Source organism: Bacillus sp. SIMBA_026 (assembly GCF_046535335.1).
Taxonomy (GTDB): domain Bacteria; phylum Bacillota; class Bacilli; order Bacillales; family Bacillaceae; genus Bacillus; species Bacillus velezensis.
This window is the reverse complement of record NZ_JAWRWX010000002.1, coordinates 462,069-478,540: the sequence shown is the minus strand read 5'-3', so window position 1 is coordinate 478,540 and position 16,472 is coordinate 462,069. Positions and strand designations below refer to the sequence as shown.

At 50.0% G+C, this 16,472-nt stretch carries 18 protein-coding genes; 15 read left to right on the top strand and 3 right to left on the bottom strand.

Annotation, left to right across the window (positions count from 1 at the left end; all coding sequences use genetic code 11):
* Nucleotides 1-4 precede the first annotated feature (4 nt).
* Complete coding sequence (gene nagB, locus SB847_RS13200; RefSeq protein ID WP_410563731.1) at nucleotides 5-730, bottom strand: glucosamine-6-phosphate deaminase; 726 nt, start codon at nucleotides 728-730, stop codon at nucleotides 5-7.
* Nucleotides 727-1,917, bottom strand: coding sequence for an N-acetylglucosamine-6-phosphate deacetylase (nagA, locus tag SB847_RS13195; protein WP_410563728.1), 1,191 nt, complete (start codon nucleotides 1,915-1,917; stop codon nucleotides 727-729). The genes nagB and nagA overlap by 4 nt, the downstream gene beginning before the upstream one ends.
* 169 nt (nucleotides 1,918-2,086) lie before the next feature.
* Here nagA and hprK point away from each other — a divergent pair, with 169 nt between their 5' ends.
* From hprK to SB847_RS13175, 4 genes are read left to right on the top strand one after another with little or no spacing between them, the layout of a single operon-like run.
* Nucleotides 2,087-3,019, top strand: a complete 933-nt coding sequence (hprK, locus tag SB847_RS13190) for an HPr(Ser) kinase/phosphatase (protein ID WP_003151456.1) — start codon at nucleotides 2,087-2,089, stop codon at nucleotides 3,017-3,019.
* 14 nt (nucleotides 3,020-3,033) lie between these two features.
* Nucleotides 3,034-3,849 (top strand): prolipoprotein diacylglyceryl transferase, encoded by an 816-nt coding sequence (gene lgt, locus SB847_RS13185; RefSeq protein ID WP_007614032.1) that lies wholly within the window; start codon nucleotides 3,034-3,036, stop codon nucleotides 3,847-3,849.
* A gap of 25 nt (nucleotides 3,850-3,874) precedes the next feature.
* On the top strand, nucleotides 3,875-4,525 hold the full coding sequence (gene ppaX, locus SB847_RS13180) for a pyrophosphatase PpaX (protein WP_410563723.1): 651 nt from the start codon (nucleotides 3,875-3,877) through the stop codon (nucleotides 4,523-4,525).
* Between the two features lie 3 nt (nucleotides 4,526-4,528).
* The gene (locus tag SB847_RS13175) at nucleotides 4,529-5,047 is read left to right on the top strand and encodes an acyltransferase (protein WP_007407438.1); all 519 of its coding nucleotides are present in this window, start codon (nucleotides 4,529-4,531) and stop codon (nucleotides 5,045-5,047) included.
* A 16-nt stretch (nucleotides 5,048-5,063) separates the two neighbouring features.
* Here the strand turns inward: SB847_RS13175 and SB847_RS13170 are convergent, their stop codons facing one another.
* Nucleotides 5,064-5,789, bottom strand: a complete 726-nt coding sequence (locus SB847_RS13170; RefSeq protein ID WP_007614029.1) for a C39 family peptidase — start codon at nucleotides 5,787-5,789, stop codon at nucleotides 5,064-5,066.
* A gap of 236 nt (nucleotides 5,790-6,025) precedes the next feature.
* On the opposite strand from SB847_RS13170, the gene SB847_RS13165 reads away from it, so the two are divergent.
* The 11 genes from SB847_RS13165 (at nucleotide 6,026) to SB847_RS13115 (ending at nucleotide 16,358) form a co-directional block, all read left to right on the top strand.
* Complete coding sequence (locus SB847_RS13165) at nucleotides 6,026-7,198, top strand: ATP phosphoribosyltransferase regulatory subunit (protein WP_410563720.1); 1,173 nt, start codon at nucleotides 6,026-6,028, stop codon at nucleotides 7,196-7,198.
* The gene (gene hisG / locus SB847_RS13160; RefSeq protein ID WP_015387648.1) at nucleotides 7,191-7,832 is read left to right on the top strand and encodes an ATP phosphoribosyltransferase; all 642 of its coding nucleotides are present in this window, start codon (nucleotides 7,191-7,193) and stop codon (nucleotides 7,830-7,832) included. The genes SB847_RS13165 and hisG overlap by 8 nt, the downstream gene beginning before the upstream one ends.
* Nucleotides 7,829-9,142, top strand: coding sequence for a histidinol dehydrogenase (gene hisD / locus SB847_RS13155; protein ID WP_410563717.1), 1,314 nt, complete (start codon nucleotides 7,829-7,831; stop codon nucleotides 9,140-9,142). The genes hisG and hisD overlap by 4 nt, the downstream gene beginning before the upstream one ends.
* Nucleotides 9,108-9,692, top strand: a complete 585-nt coding sequence (hisB, locus tag SB847_RS13150) for an imidazoleglycerol-phosphate dehydratase HisB (RefSeq protein ID WP_410563715.1) — start codon at nucleotides 9,108-9,110, stop codon at nucleotides 9,690-9,692. Before hisD ends, hisB begins: the two co-directional genes overlap by 35 nt.
* The gene (gene hisH, locus SB847_RS13145; RefSeq protein ID WP_029973526.1) at nucleotides 9,693-10,331 is read left to right on the top strand and encodes an imidazole glycerol phosphate synthase subunit HisH; all 639 of its coding nucleotides are present in this window, start codon (nucleotides 9,693-9,695) and stop codon (nucleotides 10,329-10,331) included.
* A complete protein-coding gene (gene hisA, locus SB847_RS13140) occupies nucleotides 10,328-11,065 on the top strand; it encodes a 1-(5-phosphoribosyl)-5-[(5-phosphoribosylamino)methylideneamino]imidazole-4-carboxamide isomerase (RefSeq protein ID WP_410563712.1) in 738 nt (245 codons plus the stop codon). The genes hisH and hisA overlap by 4 nt, the downstream gene beginning before the upstream one ends.
* Nucleotides 11,062-11,820 (top strand): imidazole glycerol phosphate synthase subunit HisF, encoded by a 759-nt coding sequence (hisF, locus tag SB847_RS13135; protein WP_039253705.1) that lies wholly within the window; start codon nucleotides 11,062-11,064, stop codon nucleotides 11,818-11,820. Before hisA ends, hisF begins: the two co-directional genes overlap by 4 nt.
* Nucleotides 11,817-12,437 (top strand): bifunctional phosphoribosyl-AMP cyclohydrolase/phosphoribosyl-ATP diphosphatase HisIE, encoded by a 621-nt coding sequence (hisIE, locus tag SB847_RS13130; RefSeq protein ID WP_032876234.1) that lies wholly within the window; start codon nucleotides 11,817-11,819, stop codon nucleotides 12,435-12,437. The genes hisF and hisIE overlap by 4 nt, the downstream gene beginning before the upstream one ends.
* A 211-nt stretch (nucleotides 12,438-12,648) precedes the next feature.
* Nucleotides 12,649-14,418 carry an ABC transporter ATP-binding protein gene (locus SB847_RS13125; protein ID WP_410563707.1) on the top strand — a complete coding sequence of 590 codons (1,770 nt, stop codon included), beginning with the start codon at nucleotides 12,649-12,651 and terminating at the stop codon, nucleotides 14,416-14,418.
* Nucleotides 14,419-14,622: 204 nt separating this feature from the next.
* Entirely contained in the window at nucleotides 14,623-15,300 is a 678-nt protein-coding gene (locus tag SB847_RS13120; RefSeq protein ID WP_017418843.1) for a response regulator transcription factor, read from the top strand.
* Nucleotides 15,297-16,358, top strand: a complete 1,062-nt coding sequence (locus SB847_RS13115) for a sensor histidine kinase (RefSeq protein ID WP_326150697.1) — start codon at nucleotides 15,297-15,299, stop codon at nucleotides 16,356-16,358. The genes SB847_RS13120 and SB847_RS13115 overlap by 4 nt, the downstream gene beginning before the upstream one ends.
* The last annotated feature ends 114 nt before the right edge of the window (nucleotides 16,359-16,472 follow it).

The following is a 16,472-nucleotide window of genomic DNA, read 5'->3' as shown; positions in this document are numbered from 1 at the left end:
CCTTTCAATCGCCGCCCGCAGCCTTTTCATCAATCAAGACCGTCACATCCGGATGCGCGTGCAGGGCGGAGGCGGGGAATGCTTCGCTGATGCGCCCGTCCAGAAGCTGCTTCATCGCTTGGGCCTTGCTTTTTCCGGATGCCATGATCAAAATCCGTTTGCCGGACAAAATCGTCCCGATCCCCATTGTCAGGGCTTTTACAGGGACTTGATCAATTGACGGAAAGTACCGCGCATTCGCCTGTCTTGTCTCTTCATTCAGCTCAACGACATGGGTTCGGGATTCAAATGGCGTCCCGGGTTCATTAAAGCCGATATGGCCGTTGTGTCCGATGCCTAAAAGCTGTATATCCGCTCCGCCGAGTGTTTGAATCAATCGGTCATAGCGTCCGCATTCGGCATCAAGATCGTCTGCCCGTCCGTCAGGGAGAAAGTGGCGGTCCTTTCGGCTGTCGATATGTGCAAAAAAATGTGTATTCATATAATAATGATAGCTGTTTTTGTCCTCGGGAGAAAGCCCGGCGTATTCATCAAGGTTGATCGTCGTGACATTCCGGAATGACAAGCCTTCTGAGCGGTGCATCCGCACAAGTTCTTTGTATACGCCTTCAGGGGTGCCCCCCGTCGCAAGGCCGAGAACGGCATCCGGCTTTTGTTTCACTGTTTCAGCGATAATCGATGCGGCTTTTTCACTTAATTCTTCATAATGTCTGCATGTGATAACGTTCATGTCCAATCTGCCTCCCTTGAGATATATGCGGTGTTTCCGCGGCAAATCGTGGCCAGCACGCCGCACTTTCCGTCCGTCAGAACAACGTCGGCGTCTTTTCCTTCGGCGATGCTTCCTTTACGGTCGAATATGCCGAGGCGGCGGGCCGCATTTGCCGATGTCATATTTGCTATATCCGGCCATGAGCAGTTTGTAAACCTGCGCATGAGCGCTGCGCCTTCATTCATTTTTAAAATGGAACCGGCCAGCGTCCCGTCAGAGAGAAGCGCCGTGTCCCCGCGAACGGTGACTTTTTGTCCGCCGAATTCGTATTCTCCGTCCTTAAGCCCTTTTGCCCGCATGGAGTCTGTAATCATGATCAGGTTTTGGCTTCCTTTCGCCAAATAGGCAAGCTTAACGGCCAAAGGATGGGAATGAATGCCGTCGGTGATCAGCTCCGCCGTGATGCGGCCGCAGGCGAGAGCCGTACCGATGCCCCCCGGCTCACGGTGATGAAAGGAGCTCATGGCATTGAAGAGGTGCGTCATATGCACTGCCCCGGCATCCGCCGCTTTTTCTAAAAGCTCGGCTCCTGCGTCTGTGTGTCCCATTGACGGGATGATGTTTTGGTCTTTTAAATAACGGATCAGGCTGAAATCAGGATCTTCTTCCGGCGCAAGCGTCACGATTTTGATCATCCCTCCCGAGAGCCGCTCCCATTTCTGAAAGAGCCCGGCATCAGCAGGAGTAATCCATTGTTTCGGCTGTGCTCCCGCCTTTTTCGGAGAGACAAACGGTCCTTCTAAATGAATGCCGATCAACTCAGCGCCTTTTTGGGCCTGCGGTGAGGAAGACGTCCATTCTTTGGCGTTGACGAGCGCTTTTTCAATGTTTTCGTGCTGTTGTGTGATCGTTGTCGCTAGAAAAGAGGTTGTTCCTTCTTCGGGCAGCCGGGCGGACATTGTATCAAGAGCTGCAACATCAGCATCCATCGTATCCGCGCCGTATCCGCCGTGAATATGAATATCAATCATTCCAGGAAGCGCATATGAACCCTCGGGCGCCTTCCATTCCTTCTCATACGTTTCTTGCGGTCTTGTTTTCCCCGCGTAAGAAATGATGCCGTTCTTTATACCGAGAAATCCGTTTCGGATGATTTCTTCTTCTGTTACGATGTTCGCACCGCTGATTAACAAGCTTTCAGCCACTTTAAAACACGCCTTTCTGGTTAGTTGTTAGTTTTATTTTACTCCTTTTCAGACTAGTTATCTAGACCAGTTATGCCGGAATTGTATAAATCTGTTTTGGTTCAGACGGTAAAGTGATAAAATATAACTGTTCAAAGCTCGGAACATCCCAGAACAGGAGGAACATATCTTGGCAAAGGTTCGGACCAAAGACGTAATGGAGCAGTTCCATTTAGAATTGATCAGCGGAGAAGAAGGGATTAACCGCCCGATTACGATGAGTGATTTATCACGGCCCGGTATTGAAATCGCCGGTTATTTTACATATTACCCGAGAGAACGGGTGCAGCTTTTAGGAAAAACGGAGCTGTCATTTTTCGATCAGCTTCCCGAGGAAGATAAGAAACAGCGGATGAAATCGCTGTGCACCGATGTGACGCCTGCTATCATACTTTCCAGAGATATGCCGATCCCGCCGGAGCTTGTAGAAGCTTCCGAGCAAAACGGTGTGCCTGTGCTCAGATCCCCTCTGAAAACAACCAGGCTGTCAAGCCGGCTGACGAATTTTCTTGAGAGCCGTCTCGCGCCGACAACCGCCATTCACGGCGTGCTTGTGGATATATACGGCGTCGGCGTGCTCATTACGGGAAAAAGCGGCGTCGGTAAAAGTGAAACGGCGCTGGAGCTTGTCAAACGAGGCCATCGTCTTGTCGCGGATGACTGCGTTGAAATCCGGCAGGAGGATCAGGATACCCTTGTCGGGAACGCGCCTGATCTGATTGAGCATCTGCTCGAAATCAGGGGGCTCGGCATTATAAATGTCATGACGCTGTTCGGAGCGGGCGCCGTCAGAAGCAATAAAAGAATTACAATCGTCATGGACCTTGAGCTTTGGGAGCAAGGGAAACAATACGACCGTCTCGGACTTGAAGAAGAAAAAATGAAAATCATTGATACGGAAATTACAAAACTGACCATTCCCGTCCGCCCGGGGCGGAATCTCGCCGTTATTATCGAAGTTGCGGCGATGAACTTCAGATTGAAGCGGATGGGCTTAAATGCTGCCGAGCAATTCACGAATAAGCTGGCGGATGTCATTGAGGACGGCGAACAAGACGAATAGGAGTTGGCAATGATATGAATGAAGCAGGAACACCAATCAATCCGATTGCCTTGCAGCTCGGGCCATTATCCGTGCACTGGTACGGCATCATTATCGGCGCGGGCGCGTTATTAGGGCTTTGGATGGCCATGAGGGAGAGTGAAAAGCGGGGGCTGAAAAAGGACATTTTTATTGATCTTGTTCTTTTCGCCATCCCGATCGCAATCATTTGCGCAAGGGCATATTATGTGCTTTTCGAGTGGAGCTATTACTCGGAACACCCCGGGGAAATCATTAAAATTTGGAAAGGCGGCATTGCGATTCACGGCGGATTAATTGGCGCGATCGCAACGGGAATCGTCTTTTCAAAAGTAAGAGGCATCTCATTCTGGAAGCTGGCGGATATTGCCGCGCCGAGTATTCTGCTTGGCCAGGCCATCGGGCGCTGGGGGAACTTTATCAACCAGGAGGCTCACGGTGAAGCGGTCAGCCGGTCATTTTTGGAAAGTCTGCATCTTCCGGATTTCATCATTAATCAGATGTACATAGACGGACAATATTATCACCCGACGTTTTTGTATGAATCGCTGTGGAGTTTTGCGGGCGTCGTGATTCTGCTTCTGCTCCGCCGCGTGAACCTGCGCAGGGGCGATCTGTTTTTGACGTATGTGATCTGGTATTCGATCGGCAGATACTTTATTGAGGGAATGCGGACGGACAGCCTGATGCTTACGAGCCAGCTTCGGATCGCGCAGGTCATTTCCATTGTGCTGATTGTACTTGCGATTATTTTAATGATTTTCAGACGCATGAAGGGGTATGCCGATAAGCGGTATGCTGACACGGACTGACGCCTGAAATCGGAAAGGACATAAGATGACTGATAAACGTGTAACCGCCATTTTATTTGATCTAGACGGCACGCTGATTGACACGAATGAACTGATTATCGCTTCTTACCTTCATACGCTTGATCATTATTGCCCGGGGCAGTTCAAAAGGGAAGATGTGCTTCCGTTTATCGGCCCGCCTCTGTACGAAACGTTTTCAGGCATTGATGCCGAAAAGTGCGATGACATGATCAGCATGTACAGAGCATTCAACCATGAAAAGCACGATGAGCTCGTCACGGAGTACGAAACGGTTTATGAAACGCTGGATGAATTGAAAAAAGCGGGATATCAGCTCGGTATTGTCACCACGAAGCTGAGGGATACAGTCAATATGGGATTGAAGCTGACAGGCATCGGGGCGTTTTTCGATACTGTCGTCACGCTTGATGATGTAAAGCATCCGAAGCCTGACCCCGAGCCTGTGCGGCTTGCTCTCGGCCGGCTTGGGTGCGATCCGTCGGAAGCCATAATGGTCGGTGACAATTATCACGATGTCATGGCGGGCAAAAACGCCGGCACGAAAACAGCCGGCGTCGCGTGGACGATTAAAGGCGCACAGACGCTTTCCGCCTATGAACCCGATTATATGCTCGAGAAAATGAGTGATTTATTGCACATCACCGGAGTGAAGTAATCCGTGAGAAAAACAGACCGCCATCCGGTTTCAGGTGCAAATTCATTGTGGCATGTTTATCAGACGGTTCCCTTTCTGAAGGTGATGAAAAATTTCATCATCATTCAGATCGCAAGGTATACGCCGTTTTTAAGCGTGAAAAACTGGCTGTACCGAACCTTTTTGAAAATGAATGTCGGAAAACAGACGTCATTCGCGCTGATGGTGATGCCGGATATCATGTTTCCCGAAAAAATCACTGTCGGAAAAAACAGTATCATCGGCTACAATACGACGATTTTGGCTCATGAATATTTAATACATGAGTACCGGACCGGTTTTGTCACAATCGGTGACGAGGTGATGATCGGGGCAAACACAACCATTCTGCCCGGCGTCACCATCGGGAGCGGAGCCGTTGTATCAGCCGGCACGCTGGTGCACAAAGATGTCCCGGCCGGGGCGTTTGTCGGAGGAAATCCGATGCAGGTGATTTATACGGACGAAGAAATGAAAAAAAGAATGGAAAACCCCGCTGATTAACGTCAGCGGGGTTTTTTTATGACTTGATCACAATGGCCTGGCTGCCCATCTGCTTCCAGGCTTTTTCAAAGTCAGATCGGTCTGTTTTTCTGTTTTTATAGCCGTAAGGATCATTAACGTATACATAATCGTGATCATAACCGGTGACGGCTACGCTATGCATGCTGAACGTAATGTCGATCTTTCCGTTCGGCGTATTCCAAGTCTGCATATTATCAACCGGCTTAAAGGATGTGGTGGTAATCACCCAGACCGGCCGCCCTTTTTCAAGCTGGCGGTACACTGAAGAAATGTCTTTTCCCGTCAGATCGTATACTTTGTTTCCCGCATATTCTTTGGCAAGTTTATCAATCGGCTCATGATAAACGCCTAAACCCGGGCCGTTTTCCATATCTCCGGCAAATCCTTCATTCGGATCTCCCTTCAGCCCGCTGCTGTATGTGAGCGGAACTTTATTGATTTTATCCGCCAATGTATTTTTTGACACATGATATCCGGCATTGTTCAAAATCATGGCAAGGCTTGTCACCTCACAGCCATTGTACAGTCTGGGAGAATCCATCTGTCTGTACAGAACGACATTCAGCGGTGACGCGCTCCCTTTTAACGGTGTTTTCTCATCAGGCTCGTCGGACTGCTGATTAAAAAAATTCAAATGAATATCGTTTGTATAGATGTTATACCCGAGATAGACAAGGATGGCTGTCAGAATCAGCACACATAATGTTCCAAGCGTCTTCATTATTACTCTCCCTTGTTCTGATGAAGCTATTCTATGTATTATAGCACTTCTGCTCAATATGATTCGATCGTTCCGATATGTTTACAGGTTTGTTCATTCTTTAGCCATGTTTATGGAAAAGAATAGGCGGACATTGGGCGTTGCAATTCATTCTTTTATCTGCTAACATATTATCATATTAGTGAACTAAAGGATTCGGAATTTTCCTTCAGAAAAAGCGGAGGTGTAAAAGGCAAATGTTTATGTTTGAGAAACCGCATGGCATGAGAGATACGCTGCCCGGTTTATACGAAGCAAAGAAAAAAGTCCGTTCCACACTGACGGATTTAATTGATAAATGGGGTTATCAGTTTATGGAGACGCCGACCCTTGAATTCTATGAAACAGTAGGCGTCCAGTCAGCCATTGAAGAACAGCAGCTGTTTAAGCTTCTCGACCAGGACGGAAAAACGCTTGTGCTTCGGCCTGACATGACCGGACCGATTGCCAGGGTGGCGGCGTCTAAGCTGCACAAACACAATCATCCGCTCAGGGCGGGGTACGCGGCAAGCGTCTATCGCGCTCAGGAGCGGGAAGGCGGACGCCCGGCCGAATTTGAACAGGTCGGCGCGGAGCTGATCGGCGACGGATCAACAAGCGCGGACGCCGAGGTGATTGCGCTGGCGGCCGGCGCTTTGAAAAACGCGGGATTGCACCGATTTAAAATCGCGATCGGCCATGCCGGACTCGCTGATGAGCTGTTTGTCGAGGTTTTGGGCAATGCCGAGCGGGCGGATGTTCTGCGGCGCTTTCTCTTTGAAAAGAATTACGTGGGATACAGGGAACATGTCAAATCGCTTCCGCTTTCTTCAATAGACAAAAGCCGGCTGCTCGCACTTCTGGAATTGCGAGGCGGGAAAGAGATCTGCGCCAAGGCGGAGGAGATCATCGGCATCTCCGGTCAAAGCTTGATTCAGGAGCTGGAAGACCTGTGGGACATTCTTGAGGATTACGGTTGTGCCGAGCATATTCGCCTTGATCTGAATATGGTCAGCCATATGAGTTATTACACGGGAATTTTATTCGAAGTGTATGCGGCCAATGTCGGTTTTGTCATCGGAAGCGGCGGACGCTATAACAATCTTCTCGGCCATTTCGGCAGTCCCGCTCCCGCCACGGGTTTCGGGCTCCGTATCGACAGGCTGATTGAAGCGCTCGGCATCCAGGAAGAAACTAGTGAAGCGGACGCTGTGATTTTCAGCAAGGAGCAGCGGGCGCAGGCCATTTTATTCGCGGAGAAAGAAAGGGCGAGAGGCAGAAAAGTCGTCCTGCAGGATCTGGCGGGCATTGAAAATATCGATCATATGACAAAATCATTCGCAAACGTCACATACTTTATCGGTGCCAGAAAGGAAGAGCAGAATGGGTAAGGTACTCACAATGGCAATGCCAAAAGGACGGATATTCGAAGAAGCGGCCGGGTTGCTGCGGCAGGCCGGATACAGGCTGCCCGAGGAGTTTGAAGAATCGAGAAAACTGATCATTGACGTTCCTGAAGAAAATCTCCGCTTTATTCTGGCAAAGCCGATGGATGTGACGACTTATGTCGAGCATGGCGTCGCTGATGCCGGTATTGCCGGAAAGGATGTCATGCTTGAGGAAGAGCGTGACGTGTATGAGGTGCTCGATCTGAAAATCAGCAAATGCCATCTCGCCGTTGCGGGGCTTCCCGGAGCGGATTGGAACGGAGTCGCCCCGAGGATCGCGACGAAATATCCGAATGTTGCGTCAAGTTATTTCAGAGAGCAGGGCGAGCAGGTGGAAATCATTAAGCTGAACGGTTCGATTGAATTGGCGCCTTTAATCGGGCTTGCTGACAGAATCGTAGATATCGTATCAACCGGGCGGACATTAAAGGAAAACGGTCTCGTTGAATCAGAACATATTTGTGACATCACATCGCGTTTTATCGTCAATCCGGTCAGCTACCGCATGAAGGATGATGTAATCGACGAAATGGCGGCCAGGCTGGCCAGAGTTGTGGAAGGAGAAACGGCAAAATGAAAATAACCGCAGTATATAGAAGCGAGCGACTCTCACTGAAGCGTTCCATCGACAGCGGAACCGAAGAGCAGCGGAAAACCGTCAGGGGGATTATTGAAGACGTCAGACAAAACGGTGACAAAGCCGTTTTGGCCTATACAAAAACATTTGACGGCATCAGCCTGAACCAAATGGCCGTGAGCGCAGAGGAAATCACCGAGGCATACCGTCTGCTTGATGATCAGCTGCTAAAAGTGATCAGACAGGCGATTGCCAATATTAAAGAATATCACGAACGCCAGCTGCAATCTTCTTGGTTTTACCATCGCAAAGACGGCACGATGCTCGGGCAGAAAATAACGGCGCTCGATTCCGCGGGCGTATATGTGCCGGGCGGGACAGCCGCTTATCCGTCTTCCGTTTTAATGAATGTCATCCCCGCTCTCGCTGCGGGAGTGGAACGGATCGTTCTCGTCAGTCCTCCGGGAAAGGATGGCCGCCTTTCACCGGGCGTTCTGGCGGCGGCGTCTGAGCTCGGCATAAAGGAAATTTACAAAGCGGGAGGCGCGCAGGCGATTGCCGCGCTCGCTTACGGAACCGAAACGATACAGCCTGTAGATAAGATCACGGGCCCCGGAAATATATTTGTAGCGCTCGCAAAGCGTGAAGTCTTCGGTGTTGTGGATATTGACATGATTGCCGGGCCCAGTGAAATCGTGGTTCTGGCGGACGATACGGCGGTGCCCAAAGAAGTCGCCGCTGACCTGCTTTCACAGGCCGAACACGATACGCTCAGCTCAAGCGTGCTTGTCACCGACTCACGGAAGCTTGCCGAAGCGGTGGCAGATGAAGTGGATAAACAGCTTCAGACGCTGCCGCGTAAAGAAATCGCCGAAGCGTCGATCAGGGATCACGGCCGCATTTTTATCGCGGAATCGATGGAAGATGCGGTGGACACGGTGAATGCGCTGGCGCCCGAGCATTTAGAAATCATGACGCATTCGCCGGAGGCTTTGCTTGGAAGCATCAGACACGCGGGGGCGATTTTCTTAGGACGATACAGCGCTGAACCGGTCGGCGATTATTTTGCCGGACCGAATCACGTTTTGCCGACAAACGGAACGGCGCGGTTTTCAAGCCCGTTGAATGTAACAGATTTTCAAAAGAAATCGAGCATCATCTCATACAGCCGGAAGGCATTTGAAACACACGCGGACAGCATTTCCGCCTTCGCGAGACTGGAAGGGCTTGAAGCGCACGCAAGATCGATTGAAGCGAGAAACGGAGGAATGACCGATGAGAAAAGCGGAACGCGCCAGAACAACAAATGAGACGGATATTAAGCTGGCTTTCGAAATAGACGGAGAAGGAAAAGCCGACATCAGCACGGATGTGCCGTTTATGACTCACATGCTTGATTTGTTCACAAAGCACGGGCAATTCGATTTAACTGTTGACGCAAAAGGCGATACGGAGATAGATGATCACCATACGACTGAAGATATCGGCATCTGTTTAGGGCAGGCTTTTTTGGAGGCGCTCGGTGATAAAAAAGGGATCAAACGATACGGATCAGCGCTAGTACCGATGGACGAAGCGCTCGCCCAAGTCGCCGTAGACCTGAGCAACCGGCCGCACCTTGAGATGCGCGCTGCATTTCCGCAAGCGAAAGTCGGAACGTTTGATACCGAGCTGGTACATGAATTCCTATGGAAACTGGCGCTGGAAGCGAGAATGAATCTGCACGTCATCGTTCATTACGGCACGAATACTCATCATATGATAGAAGCCGTGTTTAAGGCGCTTGGCAGAGCGCTTGATGAAGCGTCATCCTTTGATCCGCGCGTCAAGGGTGTGCCGTCTACGAAAGGAATGCTGTAAATGATCGGTGTAATTGATTACGGTATGGGCAATTTATTCAGCGTATCGAAGGCGCTGGAACGCGTCGGCGTCCCGTATGTCGTATCAGACCGGCCGGAAGAGCTTGAAAAAGCGGATGCTTTTATTCTTCCCGGTGTCGGATCATTCAGTGATGCCATGGACAATTTACGCAGCACAAAGCTTGATCAATTCATACACCGTATGGTTGACGAGGGTAAGCTGCTCCTCGGCATCTGCCTCGGCATGCAGCTCATTTTCGAAGAAAGCACCGAAAACGGCTCTGCAAAAGGACTTGGTTTATTAGCCGGAAAAGCTGTGAGACTCAAAGACAGAGATGCCGAAGGAAACAAGCTGAAGGTGCCGCATATGGGCTGGAACCGGCTGACGTTTCACCAAACGTCTCCTTTGCTTTCGGAAGCGGAAGAAGGCTTCGTTTACTTTGTCCATTCCTATTATATAGACGGGATGGAAGACGGCGATCTTCTGGCAAGCGCTGAGTACGGCGTTCGTGTTCCGGCGGTCGTCGGGAAACGCAATGTCTTCGGTGCACAGTTTCACCCGGAAAAAAGCGGTACAGCCGGAATGGCGATCTTAACGCAATTTACAAAAATGGCAGCGGAACAGAAGGTGAAGAAATGAACGCTTTTACATTATATCCGGCAATCGATATGAGAAACGGCAAATGCGTCCGCCTCATCCAAGGCGATTACGGCAAGGAAACGATATACGGTGACTCTCCTTTAGACATGGCGGCGCAATTTGCACAAGAAGGTGCCGAGTGGATTCATCTCGTGGATCTTGACGGCGCGAAAGCAGGCAGGAAAGTAAACGACAGGCATGTTCTTGACATTGCGCGGCAGCTTGATATCAAAGTCGAGATCGGCGGCGGGATCCGTTCTGAAGCGGATGTGTACGGTTATTTATCACAAGGCGTTGATCGCGTCATTCTCGGCAGCTCGGCCGTATCCGATCCGGCATTTGTGAAGAGCATGCTGAAACAATACGGCGGCAAAATCGCGATCGGCCTTGATGCAAGAAACGGATATGTCTCGACGGAAGGCTGGCTGGAAACATCCTTGGTAAGGGCGGCCGATCTGGGCCGTGAATTGGCGGCCGAAGGAGCGGAAACCTTCATTTTCACGGATATTGCAACTGACGGCATGCTGTCAGGACCGAACATCGAAAGCACCGTTCAGCTCGCAAAAGCAACGGGAAAAACCGTCATCGCTTCAGGCGGAGTCAGCTCAGTCGCCGATCTCAAAGCACTGGCCCGCTTCAAAGACGCCGGCGTATCGGGAGCGATTATCGGAAAAGCGCTGTATACAAAACAATTTTCATTGGCTGAAGCGCTCAGCGGGGTGAAGGACGCATGATCACGAAACGAATCATTCCGTGTCTCGATGTGAAAGAAGGACGCGTCGTCAAGGGCATTCAATTTCTCGGGCTGAAAGATGCGGGCGATCCTGTCGAGCTGGCCGAAGCCTACGACAGGGAGGGCGCTGACGAACTTGTTTTTCTCGACATTTCCGCCTCTCACGAAGGCCGCAAGACGATGACAGACGTCGTAGAACAGGTTGCGGCAAAACTGGCGATTCCGTTTACGGTCGGCGGCGGAATCAATCAATTAAGCGATATGAAACGAATGCTTCGCGCCGGCGCTGATAAAGTATCCGTTAATACAGCGGCCGTTCTCCGCCCCGAGCTGATTACGGAAGGAGCGGATTTTTTCGGCTCGCAATGCATCGTCGCGGCGATTGACGCAAAGTATGACGAAGATTCGGATTGCTATAAAGTGTACACACACGGCGGCAGACAGAAAACCGAGTGGGAAGTCACGGCCTGGGCAAAAGAAGCCGTCAGCCGGGGAGCGGGTGAAATCCTGCTGACAAGCATGGACGCAGACGGTGAGAAAACAGGCTTTAATCATACGCTCACACAGCTTGTCACACGTGCCGTCCCGGTGCCCGTCATTGCGTCAGGGGGAGCCGGCAGCGCGCGCCATATGCTTGAAGCCTTCACGATCGGTGAAGCGGACGCCGCGCTTGCAGCTTCCATTTTCCATTATAAAGAGACATCTATAAAAGAAGTGAAAGATTATATGAAGAAACACGGGGTGAATGTGAGATGAAACGGGCAGATGAACTGCGGTTTGACGAGGCCGGGCTGATTCCCGCCATCGTACAGGATGCGGCAAGCAAAGAAGTGCTGACACTGGCTTATATGAATCGTGAATCCTACGAAAAAACGATAGAAACGAAAGAAACCTGGTTTTACAGCCGTTCACGCGGGGAGCTGTGGCATAAAGGAGCGACGTCGGGGAATACCCAAAAGGTGAAAGCCATCCGTTATGACTGCGATCAAGATGCCCTCATCGTGCTTGCGGAGCCCTCAGGACCCGCCTGCCATAAGGGAAGTTACAGCTGCTTTTCTCCGGAAAAAGCGGACGCGCAGGACCGTTTCGGCATCTTAAACGAACTGGAAAGCGTAATCGCCAAACGGCAGGCGGAGATGCCTGACGGAGCCTACACAACGTATCTGTTTCGGGAAGGCGTCGATAAAATCCTCAAAAAAGTCGGCGAAGAAGCCGCAGAGGTTATTATTGCCGCGAAAAACCGCGACCATGAAGAATTAAAATGGGAAGCGGCGGATTTGCTGTATCATTTGCTCGTTCTTCTGCGTGAGCAGTCGCTTCCTTTGGACGACGTGCTTGACGTCCTTGCGAAACGCCATTCAGCATCTGAGTAAAACAAACCTCACGGAGAGATCCGTGAGGTTTTTAATCTGTCAAACTTAAACATTCAATTAAATATTCCTTATTTCCGCAACCGGAGGCAGATGAATTTGATAATATTGACTAATAGAGTTTATTTTGGTTTTTATCAAAAATATACGTTTTGTTCATATTCCGTTCATGCACATCCGTTATAGTATAAACAGTGATATAGGAGGAAAACATATGCCGAATAAACAACCAAAACCTAAAGGGAAATTCAGTTCATTCTTTTCATTAGTCAAAAAAACAAAACCATCATACGGTATGCTGGCCTTCGCGCTGTCTCTCAGTATTGTGACAACGCTCGTCAGCCTGCTGATTCCGCTGTTGACAAAACAGCTCGTTGACGGCTTTTCCATGTCGTCGCTGTCAGGCGTGCAAATCGGAATCATCGCAGCCGTGTTTATCGTACAGGCCGCATTAAGCGCCTACGCCACCTATGCCCTGAACTACAGCGGCCAGAAAATCATCTCGGGACTGCGTGATTTATTGTGGCAGAAATTAATTAAACTGCCCGTCTCTTATTTTGACAAAAACGCCACAGGAGAAACGATCAGCCGTGTCACCAATGACACAATGGTGGTAAAAGAGCTGATCACAAACAATATCAGCGGATTTATTACCGGAATCATTTCCGTTATCGGGTCACTGACGATCTTATTTTTCATGAACTGGAAGCTCACATTGCTCGTGCTGATCGTCGTGCCGCTGGCTGCGGTGATTTTAGTGCCGATCGGCCGGAGAATGTTTAAAATTTCTCGGGAAACACAGGATGAAACGGCGAGATTCACCGGATTATTAAACCATATCCTCCCGGAAATCAGGCTTGTAAAAGCGTCAAACGCTGAAGAAGCGGAATACGGACGCGGAAAAGCAGGCATCATGGCGCTCTTTAAACTCGGGCTGCGTGAAGCGAAGGTGCAGTCGCTCGTAGGCCCGCTTATTACACTTGTATTAATGGCGGCGCTGGTCGCTGTCATCGGGTACGGCGGGATGCAGGTGTCATCCGGTGAATTGACAGCCGGCGCACTCGTTGCCTTTATCCTGTATTTGTTTCAGATCATTATGCCGATGGGCCAGATCACTTCATTTTTCACACAGCTTCAAAAATCCGTCGGCGCAACGGAACGGATGATTCATATTCTTGCAGAAAAAGAAGAAGATATCCAAACCGGAAAAGCCATTGAAAACGCGGATCAGCCGATTAAGCTCGAACAAGTCTCATTCGGCTACAAAACAGATCAAACCATCTTAAAAGACATTACGGCTACGATTGAGGCCGGCAAAGTCACCGCGATCGTCGGACCGAGCGGCGGCGGAAAAACAACGTTATTTAAGCTGCTTGAACGATTCTACAATCCGACTGCGGGCAGCATCCTGCTCGGAAATGAACCGATTGATGCGTATTCCCTTGAGTCATGGCGGGAGCATATCGGCTACGTGTCGCAAGAAAGCCCGTTAATGTCAGGCACTATCCGCGACAATATCTGCTACGGATTAAAACGCGAGGTGACTGATGAGGAACTGAGGCAAGCGGCTGACATGGCCTACGCCCTGCAATTTATTGAAGACTTACCGAAGAAATTTGAAACCGAGGTCGGTGAGCGGGGAATTATGCTGTCAGGCGGACAGCGCCAGCGCATCGCCATTGCCAGAGCGCTCCTTCGCAACCCGAGCATTCTGATGCTTGATGAAGCGACATCAAGTCTGGACAGCCAATCTGAAAAATGGGTGCAGCAGGCGCTCGAAGTCTTAATGAAAGGGCGCACCACGATTGTGATTGCCCACCGTTTATCCACGGTTGTGGATGCAGATCAGCTTCTCTTTGTCGAACAGGGTGAAATCACCGGACGGGGCACACACCATGAATTAATGGCATCCCATTCGCTGTACCGCGATTTTGCGGAGCAGCAGCTGAAGCTGAATGCCGACTTAGAAAACAAAGCTGTGTAAAGCAAGACTTTATGAATAAAAAGCAGCTGAAAAAGCTGCTTTTTATTTTGCAGCCGGAGTCCTGTTCATACGGGTGTACGGTCGGTAACGATGAAGAGCCAAGCCATAAGCGTGTATGCCGGTACAGGAGACAATGAAAAAATAAGACGGCTTATAGACATCATGTCGATTCATGAAAAGAAAAAAGCAGAAGGAGGGATTTTCATGGCTGTCATATTGGTTGCGGATGACGACCGCCATATCCGTGAGCTTGTCCGCCTCATGATGGAGCAGAGCGGCTTTGACGTCGCAGAAGCGGAAGACGGGGAAGCGGCGGTGCGGCTGATCGAATCCGCACCTATAGATCTCATCATACTGGATGTGATGATGCCGAAAATGGACGGGTTTGAAGTCAGTGAAGCCGTACGCAGCTTTACGGACATTCCGATTTTGATGCTGACGGCAAAAGGCGAAACGCTGGACAAAGTGCAAGGTTTTACTTCCGGAGCGGATGATTATCTCGTTAAACCGTTTGAGCCGCTTGAGCTGGAAGCAAGGGTCAAAGCATTGCTGAAACGGTACCGGATCACCGCTGAAAAACTGCTGACCATCGGAAATGTCACATTAGATAAGCAATCCCGCACCGTAACGCGCGGCGGCGGAGCGGGATTGACACTGCCCCGGCGTGAATTTGAGCTTTTATTTAAGCTCGCCGGTTATCCGAATAAGACGTTTTCAAGAGAACAATTAATAGAAGATATTTGGGGCTTTGATTATGAAGGTGACGAGCGGACGGTTGATGTGCATGTTAAAAGGCTGAGGGAACGATTTCCGGAAAAGGACTATCCGTTTGCCATCCATACGGTGCGGGGGCTCGGGTATCGGTTTGTGGTGACAGGATGAAACGGATCTTCAGAACGGCTGGAAAAATCATCATCCTTCTCACCGTCACCGCATTCTTATGGCTGGCGGCTCACCTGATCGTTCAGGGATTCGGTCTCATATGGCCGATTTTACTTGTGCCGTACGCCGAGCAGATTGTGACGCTTTGGCTTGTTTTCGGCCTGCTGTTTGTAACGATGTTTATTTTTTCAAAGTCAGCACGTGAAAGACATCATGCGATCTGGGATTCGCTGACCGCCACGATCAAGCAAATGTCGAGCGGCAACTTCTCAGCGGCCGCTTCCCGGAAAATGGAGAAGATTGAGCGGAACCACCCCGTGACGAAATTGGCTGATGAACTGTCGACACTCGCCGCGGAACTGAGTGAAATGGAAAAACTGAAACAAGAATTTATTTCGAACGTTTCCCATGAAATCCAAACCCCGCTCACTTCATTAAAGGGCTACGCGCATCTTCTGAAAAAACCGGATTTATCATATGAGGAGCGGGGGCGCTACTTACACATCATCGAGACAGAAACAGAACGATTATCAAAAATCAGTGAAAATCTGCTGAAGCTCACTGCGCTCGAACGCCAAACAGAACCGATACAAAAAAAACCGTTCCGCATTGACAAACAGCTGCGGCGCACCATATTGACCTGTGAGCCTGAGTGGTCCGCCAAACAGATTGAGTTTCTCATCGATTTACAGGAGTCGTATGTGTACGGAGATGAAGCACTGCTCAGCCAAGTATGGATGAATCTGATTCACAATGCCGTAAAATTTACCGGTGAAGGCGGCCGCATTTCCGTTAAAATTGCAGATCTGCCGGGAGCGGCGGCTGTCGAAATCGCCGACGACGGAATCGGAATGGAGCCTGAACAGGCGGAGCGTGTATTTGAACGGTTTTATAAAGCGGACAAGGCGAGAAACGCAGGGGGAAGCGGGCTCGGCCTGTCCATCGCCCAAAAAATCGCAGAGCTGCACGGCGGTTCGATAGAGGTTGAGAGCAAGCGCGGCGAAGGAACCCTTTTCCGTGTCATTCTTCCAGCCGAGCCTCGTGAAAAAAACAGCTAAAATCTGGTCGAACCAGCCAGTAAAAAACGAAGCCGATCCTGTCTTTTGAACTATTGAGGTGAAACCGTTTTATGGTATACTACTGACGGTAATACGTATAAAACGGAGGATATT